This window comes from Micrococcus sp. TA1 (assembly GCF_014199555.1).
Lineage (GTDB): Bacteria > Actinomycetota > Actinomycetes > Actinomycetales > Micrococcaceae > Citricoccus.
Genome location: NZ_JACHNW010000002.1, coordinates 266,722 through 283,354, shown reverse-complemented (window position 1 = coordinate 283,354; position 16,633 = coordinate 266,722). Strand labels below are relative to the sequence as shown.

Sequence of the window (16,633 nt, the reverse complement as noted above, 5' to 3'; positions counted from 1 at the left end):
TGGGCCAGACCCGACCTGACAGACCAACCCTTCCCAAGGAGGAACGATGCTTGAGTTCGTGGACACGGCTGCCGAGGCCGTCTCCCGGATCACCGACGGCGCCACGGTGCTGATCGGTGGATTCGGCAACGCCGGCCAGCCGATGGAGCTGATCGACGCGCTGATGGATTCCGGTGCCACCGGCCTGACCGTGGTGAACAACAACGCCGGGCAGGCCGACGCCGGCCTGGCCCTGCTGATCAAGGAGCGGCGGGTGGCCAAGATCATCTGCTCGTTCCCGCGCCAGTCCGACTCCTGGCACTTCGACGAGGCGTACCGCGCCGGCGAGATCGAGCTGGAGCTCGTGCCGCAGGGCAACCTGGCCGAGCGCATGCGCGCCGCCGGTGCCGGCATCGGCGGCTTCTTCAGCCCCACCGGGTACGGCACCCAGCTGGCTGAGGGCAAGGAGGTCCGCGAGATCGACGGCAAGCACTACGTGCTGGAGTCCCCGATCCGCGGCGACTTCGCCCTGATCAAGGCCTACGCCGCCGACCCGTACGGCAACCTGGTCTACCGCAAGACCGCCCGCAACTTCGGGCCCGTCATGGCCACCGCCGCCGCGCACACCATCGTGCAGGTGGACGAGGTCCTGGACGAGCCGCTGAACCCGGAGCACGTGGTGACCCCGGGGATCTACGTGGACACCGTCGTGGGGATCCCGACCGGTTCCGGCGTGAAGGAGCGCGAGGAGCGCGAGGCCCTGGCCGCCGGGCGGTCCAAGCCCTGCATGGCCACCAAGACCGCGGCCGAGCTGGCCGCCCAGAAGTGAAGGGGACGAGCGAGATGAGCGAGCAGACCACCGAGGCCGCGGACGTCCAGGCGTTCCGCAGCACCGACACCCCGCTGACCCAGGACGAACTGGCCCGGGTCATCGCCGAGGACATCGCGCCGGGCTCCTTCGTGAACCTGGGCATCGGCCAGCCGACCACCGTGTCCAACTACCTCTCCCCGGAGAAGAAGGTCACGCTGCACACCGAGAACGGCATGCTGGGCTTCGGCCCGGAGGCCACCGGTGACCAGGTCGACGAGGACCTGATCAACGCCGGCAAGATCCCGGTGACCGAGCTGCCGGGTGCCTCCTACTTCCACCACGCCGACTCCTTCGCCATGATGCGCGGCGGCCACCTGGACGTCTGCGTGCTGGGCGCCTACCAGGTCTCCGCCACCGGTGACCTGGCCAACTGGTCCACCGGCAAGCCCGGGGCCATCCCCGCCGTGGGCGGTGCCATGGACCTGGCGATCGGCGCCAAGGACACCTACGTGATGATGGACCTGTTCACGAAGAAGGGCGACCGCAAGCTGATGGCCGAGTGCACCTTCCCGCTCACCGGCGTGGGCTGCGTGTCCCGGATCTACTCGGACCGGGCCGTGCTGCTGCTGGACCCCTCCGGCGTGGTGACCGTGCGCGAGCTGCACGGCCTCACCTTCGAGGAGCTGCAGGAGAGGCACCCGGACGTGCGCTTCGAGAAGGCCGGCGCCTGAGCCGCTGAGCCCGCCTCGCGGCCCTGGCCGCGTGCCCTCCCGACGACGGCCGGTCACCTCCCGAGGTGGCCGGCCGTCGTCGTCCGTCCTCCAGCCCCCGGCGTCCGGCACCCGTGCGCAGGCCGATGTCCGTGCGCGGGCCGGCGCCGGGTTCCCGGGGGCCGGTTCCCGGCGTCCGTCATCATCGAGAGGACTCATCCGGCGGGGCACGGCGCGTGACGCGTCTCCTGAACCCGGATCATCACTGTCCACACGCTGTGGACAGCGTCCCCGCGGGCACCTCGGACCAGTCAGCATGGGCGGGTGACGTCCCCTGCGAACGCCGAGCCCCTGCTGATCCGCCCTACCGAGAGCGACGGGGGCCGCTCCGCCCGGATGCTGGCCCGCCGGGCCCAGCGGGGAGAGCTGGTCCGTCTGGCTCCCGGCACGTACGCGTCCACGCGGCGGTGGCTGCTGCTGTCCCGGCAGGACCGTCACCGGGTGGGTGCCGTGGCCTTCGCGGACTCCCGACGCCGGCCGGTCACCTTCTGCGGGGCCACGGCGCTCGGGCTCCTGGGGTACCCGGTGGTCGAGCAGGTCCCCACTCTCCACGTCCGGGCGGTGCACCGCGGTGACTCCGGGACGCGGCGGCAGGTGTCGCCCTACGTCAACGAGCACGAGGTCCTGAAGACCGTCGCCGAGCTCAGTACGCAGGGCCTGATGAACGGGGACGGCCGGGTCCCCGTGCTTCCTCGCGTGCACCGGCACTGGAACGCACCGGGCGGGGAGGCAGCAGGGGCCGGTGCCGGCGCGGCGACGGACGGATCGCCACCGCCGGCCCACACCCGGGTCAGCGTGTGCCTGGAGGACGGTACGGTGCTGGGCCGGGTGCGGGTGGATCCACTGCCGGCGGCGATGGACCTGGTCTTCGGCAGCGAACCGCTGAGCACGGGGACCGCCGCGGCCGATGCGATTATGCGCGACCACGCCGCTGCCGACCTGATGGCCGGTCGTGCGCGGGAGCTCCTGCCCTCCGCCGCCCAGCGCACCCGGTTCGATGCCCAGTGGGCGTTCGCCGACGCCCGGTCCGAGTCGGTGGGGGAGTCCTTGAGCCGGGCCGTCATCCACGAGGCGGGTTTCGTAGTGCCTGAGCTCCAGTACGCGGTGCTGGACACGGCGGGGACATTGATCGCCCGGACCGACTTCTACTGGGAGGACATCCGCCTGACCGCCGAGTTCGACGGACTGGTGAAGTACACGGGGCGGCTGGCGCGTCCCGGGGCCGGTGGCCCCGTGGGGCAGGACGCCCTGATCCGGGAGAAGCACCGCGAGGACGCGATCCGCCGGCAGGGGTATGGCATGGCACGGTGGATCTGCCCCGACCTGTTCACCCGGTGCCGGTTCGAGGCCATTCTGGAACAGCACGGCGTCCCTCGGCGGCGAGGGTGATCCACCGGCACCCCCGGCAGCCGTTCATCCTGATCCCCCGGCGTCCTTGGCGGCCGTTCATCCTGATCCCCCGGTGCCCTTGGCGGCCGTTCATCCGGACTCGGAGGACATGTCCGTGGGGTCCCCCGGGGTGACATGTCCTCTCGACCATGATGGGCCGCCCCACCCAGCACTGCCCCTGCCTCGCCCCACCCCGCCTCGCCCCGACCCGCCCCGCGGAGTCGAGGCGACCTGGAATGGCCGTCGACGTCGGAGGGGCTTCACCCGGACGTCACCTCGAGGGCCCCGGATCGTCAACCGGGACGAGAAGGGTGGACGGGCATGGGCCCGGCCGGCCGCGACGGGATGACGCGGGGACCGGCACGGGCCACGACAGGAAGGCATCCTCGTGACCCCCAACCCGACCCAGAACCGCCGCCCGGGCACCCGGCGCCGTTCGTCCGCGGCCACCCTGGCCGTGACCCTGTCCGCCGCGGTCCTCACCGGCGGCGCGCTGTCCGGTCCCGCCGCGGCGGCCCCGGCCCCTCAGGACGCCCCCGTGCTCATCGGGCATCGTGGAGCCGCCGGGACCGCACCGGAGAACACGGTGGCGGCCTTCGAGGACGGCCGCGCGTCCGGAGCGGACTTCTTCGAGATCGACGTGCAGCTCTCCGCGGACGGTGTGCCGTTCCTCTTCCACGACAACACCCCGGCCCGCACCACGAACGTGGAGGAGGTCTTCCCCGGTCGCGAGGACGACCCCATCACGTCCTTCACCTGGGCCGAGCTGCAGCAGCTGGACGCCGGCTCCTACTTCTCGGAGGAGTACACGGGGGAGAGGATCCCGCACTTCGACGCCGCCGCCGAGATCGCCACCCGCAACACCGGCGTGTTCATCGAGATCAAGTCCCCGGTGAACTCCCCGGGCATCGAGAAGGTCGTGGCCGAGGCCCTCGCCGAGGACGAGGAGTGGAACGAGCTGCTGGAGGCGGACAAGATCGAGGTGCTCGGCTTCGACGAGGCCTCCAACCAGCGCTTCGCCGAGATCGCCCCGGACGTGCCGCTGCAGCAGCTGGTGGGCACCGTGCCGGACGCGGCCACCCTGGAGCGCTACGCCACCTTCGCCGACTCCTTCGGCACGAACTACCGCACCCTGGACGAGGACGGGGCCCAGCGGGTCAAGGACGCCGGGCTGGGCCTGGGCGTCTACACCGTGAACTCCACCGAGGCCTACGACGAGGCCGCGGCCCTGGGCGTGGACCGGATCACCGGTGACTTCCCCATCCAGTTCTCCCGCTACGAGCGTGGCCTGAAGGCGTTCCCCCAGAACACCGGCGTGCGGATCGCCGACTCCGTCAACGACGTCCCCGGTGAGGACCTGCAGGCCGAGACCGGCGAGCACGTGGTGCTGGAGAACACCGGCAACCACACCGTGGACGTCTCCGGCTGGCTCCTCCGCGACGCCGCCAACAACGTGCTCGAGGTCGGTGAGGGCTACGAGCTGGAGGCCGGCGAACAGCTGCGCGTCTACACCGGTCCCGGGACGAACGCCCCGGACGACTACTACAACGGCGGCGCCGCCAACGTCCTGAACAACGGCGGCGATTCCGTGGCGCTGTGGACGGACGAGGGCACGCTGCAGGACACCTACGCGAACTGATCCGCACACCGCGTCGGGGGCGATCCTCCCGGGTCCTGGTACCCGGGACCGGGGAGGGCCACCCCCACGTGGTGGTCCGCGGGCCGGGCGGTCAGAACGCGATCCGGGTCAGCAGCTCGCGCAGCTGCTCGCGTTCGGCCGCGGAGAGATTGGCCAGGACCTCCTGGTCGGAGGCCTCGGTCAGTTCATAGCCGAGCTGTTCGACCCGGTGGCCCTCGTCGGTGACGGCGATCATGCGCGAGCGGCGGTCCTTCGGGTCGGTCAGCCGCTCCACGAGGCCGCGCTGCTCGAGCACGTCCACGAGTGCCACCACCTGGCTCGGGTCGAGGTCGAGGAACTCGCTGAGCTCCCGCTGGGTCGGGTTGGTCCCGTGCGCCGCCACGGACAGCACCGAGAAGTGGCTCACCTTCAGCCCGAGCTCCGCCTTGAGCAGGGTGTTGGCGTGACCGGTGCCCCGGGATCGTGCGCGCGCGGTGAGGAACTGGATCTGGTGCGCCAGGCGGGTGGACCGGAGCCGGTCGACGCCGGCAGCCTCGGTGGTCGTGTCAGCGCCGGTACCGGTGTGGTCCAGGCCGGTGGGTGTCGTGGTGGTCATGGTGGTATCCGTCGTGGTCGGGGCGGTCAGTGCCGCCGATGGCCGGTACGGTGCGCCCGGCCGGGGGTCGAGAGGGCGCACCGTACCGGGCCCGGAACTCAGTGCTCGTGGGTGGTCAGGTCGAGGTCCTTGGACTCCCGCGTCAGCACGATCGCGATGACGGAGACGAGCGCCATGCCGGCCAGGAAGCCGATGACCGGGACCACGGAGGTGCCGCCGCCGGGGCCGGCGTAGAGCGTGGCCAGGATGGTCGGGGTGAACCCGGCGCCGATCAGGGTGGCCAGCTGGTAGCCCAGGGAGGCGCCGGTGTAGCGGGCGCCGGTGCCGAACTGCTCGGAGATGAAGGCGGCCAGCGGGCCGTAGAGCATCCCGTGCAGGCCGAGGGCGATGGTGAAGGCCAGGGTCAGCACGAACCAGTTGGTGGACTGCAGCATGGTGAAGAACGGGGTGAGGAACATGACGAACAGCACCAGTCCGGCGATCATCACGGGGCGGCGGCCGAAGCGGTCCGAGACGCGGCCGAAGCCGATCACGAAGGCGATGGAGATGACCGAGGCCACGGCGAAGGCGTAGAGCACGTCTGACCGGGCGTTGCCGGCGTCGGTGGCGTAACCCACGGAGAAGGTGGACAGCAGCACCTGCAGGCCGAACCCGGAGGCACCGCCGAACATCGTCAGCAACAGGGCCTTCGGCCGGCGCAGCACCTGCAGCAGCGGCATCTTCGGCTTGGGGGCGGACGAGGCCTCCTCGGCCTCCGCCTTCGCCAGGGCGGCGGTGAACACGGGGGACTCGCTGACCCGGGCGCGGATCACCATGCCGATGATCAGCAGCACGAAGGACAGCAGGAACGGCACGCGCCAGCCCCAGGCCAGGAACTGCTCCTGCGGGAGGGCTGCGGAGAAGGTGCCGAGGATGAAGGTGCCCAGGGCCGCACCGGTGGGAGCACCGGCATTGGTGAAGGAGGCCGCGAAGCCCCGCTTGCCGGACTCGGAGTGCTCCAGCGCCATCAGCGCCGCGCCTCCCCACTCACCGCCCACCGCGATGCCCTGGCAGACGCGCAGGAACACGAGGATGACCGCGCCCCAGCCGCCGATCTGCGCCGCACCCGGGACCAGGCCGATCAGGGTGGAGGCCACGCCCATGATGAGCATGGACAGCACCAGCATCTTCTTGCGCCCCAGCCTGTCACCGAAGTGGCCGAAGATCGCCCCGCCGAGAGGCCGGGCCAGATAGCCGGCGGCGAACGTGCCGTAGGCGGCGATCGTGCCGGTCAACGGGTCCAGGCCGCTGAAGAACACCGCCGGGAAGACCACGGCCGAGGCGGCGGCGTAGAGCAGGAAGTCGTAGAACTCGATCGTCGAGCCCAGGTAGCTGGACAGGATGACCCGGCGGGCCTCGCGGCGCTTGACCCCCGGATCGAGGGCGTCGAGGTCGGGCGCGGTGTGCTGTGCGGAGACGGTCGTCATGATGCTCTCCAGTCGGGAAGGGGCGGGGTTCAGGGACGGGCGGGGTTCAGGGACGGGCGGGGTTCAGGAACGGGCCGGGGTCAGGAGGCCGGCACCGGCTGGGTGCGCTCCCGGAGGACGTTCTTGCGGATCTTCCCGGTGGAGGTGCGCGGCAGCTCCTCCACCACGAGCACCTCCCGGGGCAGCTTGTAGCGGGCCAGGCGGGCGCTGAGCTGGTCGCGCAGCCCGGGCCCGCCGGGGACGTCGGCCCCGGTGCGCGCCTCCGGGCGCAGCACCACGAAGGCCAGCCCGGTCTCGCCCCAGCGCTCGTCCGGGACCCCGACGACGGCGGCCTCCAGGACCGCGGGCAGGGAGAGCAGGGCGTTCTCCACCTCAGCGGGGTAGACGTTCTCACCGCCGGAGATGTACATGTCCTTGATGCGGTCCTTGATGGTGAAGTACCCCTGGGCATCCCGCACGGCGATGTCCCCGGAGTGGTACCAGCCGTCCGCGAGGGCGGACTCGGTCGCCTCCGGGCGGTTCCAGTAGCCCTTCATGACCTGGGGGCCGCGGACCCAGACCTCACCGGCCCGGTCGGTGCCGACGTCCCCGCCCGTGGCCGGGTCCACGAGCCGGACCTCGGAGAAGAAGTGCGGGCGGCCGGCCGTGCCCGCGTGGGACAGGGCGTCCTGGGCCTCGAGCAGGCAGACGCCGGGGGCGGTCTCGGTCATGCCGAAGCCCTGGACGATCTTGACGTCGCGCTCGGTCCACGTCCGGATGGACCGCTCGCTCAGGGGCGAGCCGCCCACCATGATCGAGCGCAGCGAGGACAGGTCCGTGCCGGCGAAACCGGCGGCCTCGGCCAGCAGGTCGATCATGGCCGGGACCATGAACGTGCCGGTGACCCGGGAGTGCTCGATCTCGGCCAGCACGTCGGCCGGGCGGAACTGCCGGTGGATGATGATCCGCCCGCCCATCATGAAGGTGGGCATCGTGGTCATGTTCATCCCGGCGATGTGGAACAGCGGCGCCACGGACAGCATCACCTCGTCCTGGCGCAGGTCCGTGCCGGTGAACGCGTTGAGGTACTGGTAGGTCAGGTTCCGGTGGGTCAGCATGGCGCCCTTGGGGCGGCCCGTGGTGCCGGAGGTGTACATGAACAGGGCGACGTCGTCATCGTCCACGTCGGCCTCGACCTCGGCGGTGGAGGCCCCCGCGAGCAGGTCCTCGTAGCGCAGCCCGGGTCCCTCCGGGCCCTCGGCCGCCACCAGCGTCAACCGCGGGTGCCGCTCGGCCAGGTGGGCGGCGACGTCGGCCACCTCCCGGCCGTACACGACGGCGTTGGCCTCGGAGTCGGTCACGATGAACTCGACCTCGGTGGGGGACAGCCGGGGATTGACCAGCACCGGGGTGGCGCCGAAGAGGTTGGCGGCGAAGAAGGTCTCCAGCAGGGAGGGGTGGTTGAACCCCACGTAGGCCACGCGCTCGCCGCGCACCACGCCGAGCCCCTGCAGGGCATTGGCCAGGCGGGTGACCCGCTGGCTGAACTCGCCGTAGGTGGTGGTGGCGCCCTCGAACTCGATGGCCACGGCCTCCGGTCGCACGGTGGCCCGACGACGGGGGTAGGTGCCGATGCCGATGTTCATGGGACTCCTTCGCTCTGTGGGCTGGATCACGATAAGACCCATGCAACACTCAAGCGTTGAGAATGTCAACGATTGATATTAGGTCGTAACTGCCCGGTGGGGCCTGCGCCTCGGCCGCTGGCGCGACACGATTCCTTTGCAATGGCGAATTCTTGGTAGGGTGGTTGACATAACGGCACCCGAAGGGGTGCTCCGTCCTCGGCCTTCAGTGCCGCCCTGACCGGGTGGTGGGCCGGGGCGCGACGTGAGGTCGCGGTGTTGAGGCCCGGGCGCCGGTGCGCCCGGAGAGGACTGCCTCCACCCGACCCGTCACCGCAGGAGAGAGACAAAGGCCGTGGGGCCGGAAGGGAAGCTGTGTCCAAACAGCGCATCGCCATCATCGGGGCAGGACCGAGCGGGATTGCCGCGCTGCGGGCCTTCGAGTCCGCCCAGCGCAAGGGAGTGCAGATCCCGGAGGTCGTCTGCTACGAGAAGCAGGACGACTGGGGCGGGCAGTGGAACTACAACTGGCGCACCGGCATCGACAAGTACGGTGAGCCGGTCCACTCCTCCATGTACCGCAACCTCTGGTCGAACGGGCCCAAGGAGGCCCTGGAGTTCGCCGAGTACACGTTCGACGAGCACTTCGGCCGACCGATCTCGTCCTACCCGCCGCGTGAGGCCCTCTGGGACTATATCGACGGCCGGGTCCGGACGTCGGACGTCAAGGAGAAGGTGCAGTTCTCCACCGCCGTGCGCTGGGTCCAGTACAACCGCGAGGATGACAACTTCACCGTCACGGTGGAGAACCTGCGCTCGAAGACGACCTCCTCCTCGGAGTTCGACCGGGTGATCGTGGCCACCGGCCACTTCTCCTTCCCGAACGTCCCGGACATCACGGGGATCGAGACCTTCCCGGGCGCCCTGCACCACGCCCACGACTTCCGCGGTGCGGAGAAGCTGGCGGACAAGCGCGTCCTGCTGATCGGTTCGTCCTACTCCGCCGAGGACATCGGTGTGCAGGCCTTCAAGATGGGCGCGCGCTCGGTCACCATGAGCTACCGGAGCCGCCCCCAGGGCTACGCCTGGCCCGAGGGCATGGAGGAGTTGCCGGGCATCGACCGCGTCGACGGTGAGACGGTCCGCTTCTCGAATGGCGAGACCCGCGAGTTCGACGCGGTGATCCTGTGCACCGGTTACCTCCACAAGTACCCGTTCCTGTCTTCGGACCTGGCCCTGTCCTCGCCGAACACCATCTATCCCGCCGGCCTGTACCGAGGCGTGGTGTGGCAGAAGAATCCCAAGCTGTACTACCTGGGTGCCCAGGACCAGTGGTTCACGTTCAACATGTTCGACGCCCAGGCCTGGTACGTCCGTGACCTGATCATGGGCCGGGCGAAGCTGCCCCCGGCCGAGGAGCGGGCCGCCCACCTGAAGCAGTGGCGCGCGCGCTTCCAGGGACTCGACGGGGACGCTGACGACGTGCGGTTCCAGGCCGACTACATCCGTGACCTCATCGAGGCCACGGACTACCCGATGTTCGACCTGGACGAGGTCGTGCGGATCTTCCTGGCCTGGAAGCAGGACAAGAAGGAGAACATCCTCACCTACCGGGACAAGCCGCACCGCTCGGTGATGACCGGGACCATGGCCTGCGAGCACCACACCCCGTGGTTGCAGGAGCTCGACGACTCCCTGGAGCGCTACCTGTCCACGCCGGAGCGGGCGGGGATGGAGGAGATCCTCACGGGCGGCGGTGCCGTGTCCCCACGCTGACGGCTGGGGGCAGGGGGCTGGCCCCTGGACAACGACGCCGGCCGCGCACCCTGGGTGCGCGGCCGGCGTCGTGGCGTGTGGGGGTGCCGGTGAGGTTAGAAGGCGATCTTCAGCAGCAGGCCGCGCAGTTGCTTCCGCTCCCGGGCGGAGAGGGTGCCGAGGGTGACGTCCTCGGACTCGAGCAGGATCTCCCGGGCCTTCCCGAAGAGCTCCAGGCCGGCGTCGGTGGCGACGATGATCTTGGAGCGCCGGTCCCGGGGGTCCGTCTCGCGCTGGACCGCGCCGAGGGCCTCGAGGGAGTCGACCAGGGCCACGATCTGGCTGGGATCCAGGGCCAGGAACTCACCGAGTTCGCGCTGGGAGGGCTTCAGACCGCTGGCCGCGAGGGACAGCACCGAGTACTGGCGGACCTTGATGCCCAGCGGTGCCAGCATGTGGTTGGCGTGACTTGAGCCACGGCCCCGGGCGCGGGCCGTGAGGAACTGGATCTGCTGGGCCAGCTCACCGGCGAGGAACCGCTCGGTGCCCTGATCCGCCAAGGCGTCCGGGGCGGGCGCGCCCCGGTGGGTGGATGTCGACATAGGGGTCCTCGTGACGTTCGGCCAACCATTGATGTTCTCAAGTGTAGACCCCCTCCCGGTGATGCGCGCTGGCTGGTGAGCCCCGGATCGACCGCCGTCGGGAGGGGTGCTCGGACAGGCGTTCGGCCGGGCGCCGGACCGGAGCGCAGCCCGGCGCTCGATCCGCCGCCGCCCCGTCCGGACCCCTCCGGGTGCGGTCCCCTCAGGCCATGGCGAAATTAGATCATTGACTTTCTCAACGGTATGGGCTGTCATGGTGCCAGCAGCACACCTCGCGAACCTCACCCCACGAACGTCACCCCCGAAGGAGAAGCCATGTCCCTCAACGGCAAGGTTGCCATCGTCACCGGTTCCGGCGCAGGACTCGGCCTGGCCTATGCCCAGGAGCTCGCCCGCCAGGGCGCCGCGGTCATCATCAACGACGTCAACCAGGAGATCGCCGACCAGGCGGTCGCCTCCATCACCGAGGCCGGCGGCCGGGCCGCGGCCGTGGTCGCACCGGTCGGCTCGTCCGAGACCGCCGACCAGCTGGTGAAGACCGCCGTGGACACCTTCGGCGGGCTGGACATCCTCGTCACCAACGCCGGCATCCTGCGGGACAAGTCCCTGCTGAAGATGACCGACGACGACTTCGACGCGGTCATCAACGTCCACCTCAAGGGCACCTTCACCTGCGTGCGCTCCGCCTTCGCGTACTTCAAGGAGAACGGCGTGGCCGGGCGCATCGTCACGATCGGCTCGCCCACCGGCCAGCGCGGCAACTTCGGCCAGACCAACTACGCCGCCGCCAAGGCCGGGATCGTGGGCATGGTCCGCACCTGGGCCCTGGAGATGAAGAAGGCCGGCGTGTCCGTCAACGCCGTCATCCCGGTGGCCGCCACCGCCATGACCAAGACCATCCCGTTCTTCGCCAAGGCCGTCGAGGCCGACGAGCGCGGCGAGGCCATGCCGGAGTTCTTCCGCAAGGACCTCGGCTTCGGTCCCGCCCGGGACGTGGCCGGGCTGGTCGCCTTCCTGTCCTCCGAGGCCGCCGCGGGCATCTCCGGCCAGGCCATCGGCGTGGGTGGGGACCGCCTGCAGGTCTGGTCCCACCCCGAGGCCGTCACCACCGACTACCACGAGGGCGGCTGGGACTACGAGACCATGCTCTCCGAGGGCAAGGCCATCCTCGAGGCCAACCTGCAGTCCGTGGGCGAGCGGATGCCGGAGCTGCCCGCCGAGCTGCGGCCCGAGCCCGCCGGGAAGTAGTCCGCCCGGCACCCACCGGCCGGACACCCGCCGGCCGGGTGCCCGCCGGCCGGGTGCCCGCCGGCCGGGCGCCCGTCGACAAGGCGCCTGCCGACCGGGCGCCACCGCCCGTCATCACCCAGCAATCGCACCCAGGAGGAACCATGGGACAGACCCCCGTGCGCTATGAATGCGCCGTCGACGTGGACGCCATCACCGCCGTGGACATGCACGTCCACCTCGAGGTCGACGACTGCGGCCACGTGGCCATGCCGGACGACATCATGGAGGCCTCGGCGAAGTACTTCAAGGCCGCCGAGCGGACTCCCTCGATCGACTCGATCGCCGAGACCTACCGGGGTCACGGGATGGCCGCGGTGGTCTTCACCGTGGACGCCCGGACCCAGCTGGGACACCTGCCGAATTCCATCGACGACCTCGTGGCGGGCTGCGCGCGGCACAACGACGTGCTCATCCCCTTCGGCAGCGTGGACCCGCGCACCGGTCCGGACGCGATCACCGAGGCCCGTCGCCAGGCCGAGGAACTGGGCGTGCGCGGGTTCAAGTTCCACCCCTCCGTGCAGGGCTTCGACCCCTCGGACGAGCAGTACTTCCCGCTGTGGGCCGAACTGGAGCGCATCGGTCTGCCGTGCATCTTCCACACCGGGCAGAACGGCATGGGCGCCGGGCTCCCGGGTGGGCGCGGGATCAAGCTGAAGTACTCGAACCCGCTGCTGCTGGACGACGTGGCCGCCGAGCACCCGGGGCTGCCGATCATCATGGCCCACCCCTCGGTGCCGTGGCAGGACGAGGCGAACTCCATCGCCACGCACAAGGCCAACGTGTACATCGACCTCTCCGGCTGGTCCCCGAAGTACTTCCCGGAGTCGCTGGTGCGCCAGTCCAACAACGTGCTCTCCCGCAAGGTGCTGTTCGGCACGGACTTCCCGCTCATCACCCCGGACCAGTGGCTGAAGGCCTTCGCCGACCTGCCGCTCAAGGACGAGGTGCGCCCGCGGATCCTGAAGGACAACGCGGTGACGCTGCTCGGCCTGGGCGCGGAACGCGGAACCGGCGACGCCGGCCGGGGCGCCTCCGCAGGCGAGCGCACCGCCGCCGGCGGTGCGGCATGAGCGCCGGGCGCCCGGTCGCCGTCGGGGCCGTGATCCCGTCCGACCTCTACGGCTTCGCCGAGCGGCTGACCGAGGCCGAGCGGAGGGTCCTGACGGACCTGCGCGAGCAACTGCGCTCCACCGTCCACCCGCACCTCAACGACGCCTGGGACAGGGCCGAGCTGCCCACGGAGCTGCTCGAGGCGGTGCGCGGCCTCGAGCTGATGGACCCGCCGGTGCTGCGCGAGGCCGGGGAGCCCGTCCGGGACATCCTCACGGGGTTCCGCAACTTCGAGCTGGCCCGCTGCGACATCAACGTCGGCACGCTGTACAACGCCCAGGCCGGGTTGTTCCGTACGGTCTGCACCCTGGGCGGCTCCCCGGAGCAGGCACGGGACCTGGACGCGAGGATCCGCACCTATGAACTGACCGGCGTGTTCGGGCTGACCGAGCCGGACCACGGCTCGGACGTGGCCGGTGGGCTGGCCACCACCGCCACCCGGGACGCGGCCACGGGGGAGTGGGTCATCAACGGCGCCAAGCGGTGGATCGGCGGCGCCTCGGTGTCCGACGTGGTGGCGACCTTCGCCCGGGACACCGCCGACGGCCAGGTCAAGTGCTTCCTGGTCCCGCGGGATGCCGAGGGCGTGACCATGACGATCATCCCGCACAAGGCCTCGCTGAGGATCATGCAGAACGCCCACATCGAGTACCGGGACGTCCGGGTCACCGAGGCCGACCGGCTGCACGGGATCAACTCGTTCAAGGACGTGGCCCGCTGCCTGCGGAACATGCGCTCGGACGTGGCGTGGATGGCCGTGGGGGCCCAGGCCGGTGCCTACGAGGCGGCCCTGCGGTATGTCCGCGGGCGCGAGCAGTTCGGCCGGCCGATCGCCGGGTTCCAGCTCGTGCAGGAGAAGCTGGCGATCATGCTGGGCAACCTCACCGCCTCGCTGGGCATGGTGGTGCAGCTGACCGAACAGCAGGCGGCCGGGGTCTTCAAGGACGAGAACTCCGCGCTGGCCAAGATGTACACCTCGCTGCGGCTGCGGGAGACCGTGGCCCTGGCCCGCGAGGTGTGCGGCGGCAACGGCATCACCCTGGACACGGACGTGGCCCGGTTCCACGCAGACGCCGAGGCCATCTACTCCTACGAGGGCACCCACGAGATCAACGCGCTGATCGTGGGCCGCGCCGTCACCGGCGTCGGCGCCTTCGTCTGAGGGCCACGCCCCATCCATCACCGGACGGTCACGGTCCGCCGCTCGTGACCCAAAACCATTGCGCTCATCAACCATTGTGATGTAGAACACATTCCTAGGAGGAAACCATGACCGAGACCACCACCCCCACGTCCAGGCTCGTCGTCACGTTCGAGGAGGCCAAGTCCCTGGCCGGCAAGGACCTCGGCGTCACCGAGTGGCGCGAGGTCACCCAGCAGATGGTGAACACCTTCGCGGACGCCACCGACGACCAGCAGTGGATCCACGTGGACCCCGTGCGCGCCAAGGACGGCCCCTTCGGCGCCCCGATCGCCCACGGGTTCCTGACCCTGTCCATGATCATCCCCTTCTGGTCCGAGCTCTTCGACGTCTCCGACGTCAGGACCAAGGTCAACTACGGCCTGGACAAGGTCCGCTTCACCTCCCCGGTGAAGGTCGGTTCCCGCATCCGCATGAAGGGCTCGATCGCCGACGTGCAGGAGGTCAAGGGCAACGGCCTGCACATCGTCGTCGATTCCGTCATCGAGATCGAGGGCGAGGAGCGCCCCGCCGTCGTCGCGACCTTCCTCGCCCGCTTCTACGCCTGAGGCACCCGCCTCCAGGCACTCCGCCCCACTCCACCCCCTCCCGGCCCGAGCCGGTACGCACCCCCGCAGGAGAAACCATGAAGAAGAAGCTCGTCTCACTGCTGGCCACCGCCGCCGTCGCGGGGCTGGCCCTGACCGGCTGTGGTTCCGGTTCACCGTCCGGAGGAGGCGGGGAGAGCTCGCCCGGCGCCGCCGCGTCCGGCGGTACCGAGTCCGGCGGCGCCTCGGGTGAGCTCGACAAGGTGATCGTCGGCGTGCTGCCGATCGCCCCGTCCGTGGCCGTGCAGTACGGCATCGAGGAGGGCATCTTCGAGGAGCACGGCATCGAGGTGGAGCTCTCCACGTCCAACGCCGGTGCCGCGATGCTCCCGGCCGTGGCCAACGAGCAGATCCACTTCGGCGTGGGCAACCCGAACTCGGTCATGAACGCCAACGACCGCGGCCTGGACATGAAGATCGTGGCCGGTTACTCGAACTCCCTGGAGGAGGGCGAGGACATCGCGGGCGTGGTGACCACCAAGGACAGCGGCATCCAGGGCTGGGAGGACCTGGCCGGCAAGACGGTCTCGGTCAATGCCCTCAAGACCCAGGGCGACCTGACCATCATGGAGTCCGTCGCCAAGGCCGGGGGCGACCCCTCGGCCATCAAGTTCTCGGAGATGCCGTTCCAGGACATGCCGGCCCAGCTCGAGCGCGGCAACACGGACGCCATCTGGGTCCCGGAGCCCTTCCTGACCAGCTCCCTGGCGAACGAGAACAACCAGCTGGTGGGGTACTCCTTCCAGGACTCGGTGGCCGGCATGCCGACGATGGTGACGTTCAGCTCGGGCAAGTTCACCGAGGAGAACCCGGAACTCACGCAGCGGTTCGTCGACGCCATGACGGAGACGCTGGCCGCCGCCGACGAGGACCCGGACGGCGCCCGTGCCCTGCTGCCCGAGTTCATCAGCCTGCCCGAGGAGGCGGCGAAGAACCTGAAGATGGAGAAGCTCTCCGGCGAGATCCGCAAGGAGCAGATCGAGGAGGCCGGGCGGTTGATGGTGAAGTACGGCTTCATCAGCAACGACCCGGACGTGGAGAACCTGTACTGGGAGGGCTCCCAGTGAGCTGACGCCCACGCCCCCGGTACGTGACCCGCTCACACCACCACGACGCCCCCGCCCTGGACCGACCGGGCGGGGGCGTCGCGGTCTGCGCAGGACGCCGGGGCGGCACGGGCCGGACAGCCCGCTGCCCGGCAGACTGGTTCCACCGCTCCCGGATTGCCGGACCGCCGGGCTGCCGGGCGGCCCCGGTCAGGCCGGGTCGTGGTGGGGAGGGGCGCCGGTGTCGTGGGCCAGGACGCGCCGCAGCAGCGCGGTGAGCTGCTCCGTCTCCTCGGCCGTCAGGGGGGTGAAGAGCTGGTCGTTGACCTCGAGCGCGGGGTGGTACAGCTCCCGGAGCAGGTCCCGCCCGGAGTCGGTCAGGGTCGCCACCCGGCGGCGGCCGTCCCGGGGGTCGCGGGAGACCGTCACGTGGCCCTGGGCGGACATGCGGTGCACCAGCTCGGTCAGGGTGGCCCGGTCCACGGCCAGCTGCTCGGCGATCTCGGACTGGGACAGTCCACCGACGGACCTGGCCAGGCACAGCAACAGGCCGAACTGGATGGAGGTGTGGTCGGCCGAGACCTGCTGTGTCCAGAGACGGCCGTGGCGGCTGAGCAACCGCCGCACCGCGAGGCTGTGGAACTCCTCGGCGGTGGCGAGTGTCTGACCGTCGTCCTGCATGGCTCTCCATCCGTAGAACAGTTGAGATCGTTAATGGAATTCTCTTGTTGGCCATTGTGACGGCTGAGTAGAGTGTGAGTCACCTTACAGGCTGGACGACCCCCTCGC

Annotated in this window: 15 protein-coding genes; 10 read left to right on the top strand and 5 right to left on the bottom strand. The window is 70.2% G+C overall.

The genetic code is table 11. The features are described from left to right. Positions 1 to 46: 46 nt before the first annotated feature. From GGQ69_RS12615 to GGQ69_RS12600, 4 genes are all read left to right on the top strand, one after another. Positions 47 to 808: a 3-oxoacid CoA-transferase subunit A gene (locus GGQ69_RS12615; RefSeq protein WP_183529070.1), complete on the top strand. Its 762-nt coding sequence runs from the start codon at positions 47 to 49 to the stop codon at positions 806 to 808. A gap of 14 nt (positions 809 to 822) precedes the next feature. After that, the gene (locus tag GGQ69_RS12610; protein ID WP_183529069.1) at positions 823 to 1,521 is read left to right on the top strand and encodes a 3-oxoacid CoA-transferase subunit B; all 699 of its coding nucleotides are present in this window, start codon (positions 823 to 825) and stop codon (positions 1,519 to 1,521) included. 303 nt (positions 1,522 to 1,824) lie between these two features. Beyond that, positions 1,825 to 2,949, top strand: a complete 1,125-nt coding sequence (locus GGQ69_RS12605; RefSeq protein WP_183529067.1) for a type IV toxin-antitoxin system AbiEi family antitoxin domain-containing protein — start codon at positions 1,825 to 1,827, stop codon at positions 2,947 to 2,949. A gap of 388 nt (positions 2,950 to 3,337) precedes the next feature. Then, entirely contained in the window at positions 3,338 to 4,588 is a 1,251-nt protein-coding gene (locus tag GGQ69_RS12600) for a glycerophosphodiester phosphodiesterase family protein (protein WP_183529065.1), read from the top strand. 91 nt (positions 4,589 to 4,679) lie between these two features. Here the strand turns inward: GGQ69_RS12600 and GGQ69_RS12595 are convergent, their stop codons facing one another. The 3 genes from GGQ69_RS12595 to GGQ69_RS12585 all read right to left on the bottom strand — a co-directional run bounded on the left by GGQ69_RS12595 (position 4,680) and on the right by GGQ69_RS12585 (position 8,274). Continuing rightward, complete coding sequence (locus tag GGQ69_RS12595; protein ID WP_183529063.1) at positions 4,680 to 5,183, bottom strand: MarR family winged helix-turn-helix transcriptional regulator; 504 nt, start codon at positions 5,181 to 5,183, stop codon at positions 4,680 to 4,682. 98 nt (positions 5,184 to 5,281) lie between these two features. Then, positions 5,282 to 6,649: an MFS transporter gene (locus GGQ69_RS12590; protein ID WP_183529061.1), complete on the bottom strand. Its 1,368-nt coding sequence runs from the start codon at positions 6,647 to 6,649 to the stop codon at positions 5,282 to 5,284. Positions 6,650 to 6,729: 80 nt separating this feature from the next. Continuing rightward, complete coding sequence (locus GGQ69_RS12585) at positions 6,730 to 8,274, bottom strand: long-chain fatty acid--CoA ligase (RefSeq protein ID WP_183529059.1); 1,545 nt, start codon at positions 8,272 to 8,274, stop codon at positions 6,730 to 6,732. A gap of 354 nt (positions 8,275 to 8,628) precedes the next feature. On the opposite strand from GGQ69_RS12585, the gene GGQ69_RS12580 reads away from it, so the two are divergent. Then, positions 8,629 to 10,029, top strand: coding sequence for an NAD(P)/FAD-dependent oxidoreductase (locus GGQ69_RS12580; protein ID WP_183529057.1), 1,401 nt, complete (start codon positions 8,629 to 8,631; stop codon positions 10,027 to 10,029). A 95-nt stretch (positions 10,030 to 10,124) separates the two neighbouring features. Here the strand turns inward: GGQ69_RS12580 and GGQ69_RS12575 are convergent, their stop codons facing one another. Then, positions 10,125 to 10,610 carry a MarR family winged helix-turn-helix transcriptional regulator gene (locus GGQ69_RS12575; protein ID WP_183529055.1) on the bottom strand — a complete coding sequence of 162 codons (486 nt, stop codon included), beginning with the start codon at positions 10,608 to 10,610 and terminating at the stop codon, positions 10,125 to 10,127. Between the two features lie 315 nt (positions 10,611 to 10,925). Here GGQ69_RS12575 and GGQ69_RS12570 point away from each other — a divergent pair, with 315 nt between their 5' ends. From GGQ69_RS12570 to GGQ69_RS12550, 5 genes are all read left to right on the top strand, one after another. Then, positions 10,926 to 11,858 (top strand): SDR family NAD(P)-dependent oxidoreductase, encoded by a 933-nt coding sequence (locus GGQ69_RS12570; protein WP_183529053.1) that lies wholly within the window; start codon positions 10,926 to 10,928, stop codon positions 11,856 to 11,858. A 143-nt stretch (positions 11,859 to 12,001) separates the two neighbouring features. Further along, on the top strand, positions 12,002 to 12,970 hold the full coding sequence (locus GGQ69_RS12565; protein ID WP_183529051.1) for an amidohydrolase family protein: 969 nt from the start codon (positions 12,002 to 12,004) through the stop codon (positions 12,968 to 12,970). After that, entirely contained in the window at positions 12,967 to 14,172 is a 1,206-nt protein-coding gene (locus GGQ69_RS12560) for an acyl-CoA dehydrogenase family protein (protein WP_183529049.1), read from the top strand. Before GGQ69_RS12565 ends, GGQ69_RS12560 begins: the two co-directional genes overlap by 4 nt. Positions 14,173 to 14,279: 107 nt before the next feature. Further along, positions 14,280 to 14,759: a MaoC family dehydratase gene (locus GGQ69_RS12555; protein WP_183529047.1), complete on the top strand. Its 480-nt coding sequence runs from the start codon at positions 14,280 to 14,282 to the stop codon at positions 14,757 to 14,759. 77 nt (positions 14,760 to 14,836) lie between these two features. Next, positions 14,837 to 15,865: an ABC transporter substrate-binding protein gene (locus GGQ69_RS12550; protein WP_183529045.1), complete on the top strand. Its 1,029-nt coding sequence runs from the start codon at positions 14,837 to 14,839 to the stop codon at positions 15,863 to 15,865. Between the two features lie 189 nt (positions 15,866 to 16,054). Here GGQ69_RS12550 and GGQ69_RS12545 read toward each other — a convergent pair whose 3' ends face one another. Next, positions 16,055 to 16,525, bottom strand: a complete 471-nt coding sequence (locus GGQ69_RS12545) for a MarR family winged helix-turn-helix transcriptional regulator (RefSeq protein ID WP_183529043.1) — start codon at positions 16,523 to 16,525, stop codon at positions 16,055 to 16,057. Positions 16,526 to 16,633 lie beyond the last annotated feature (108 nt).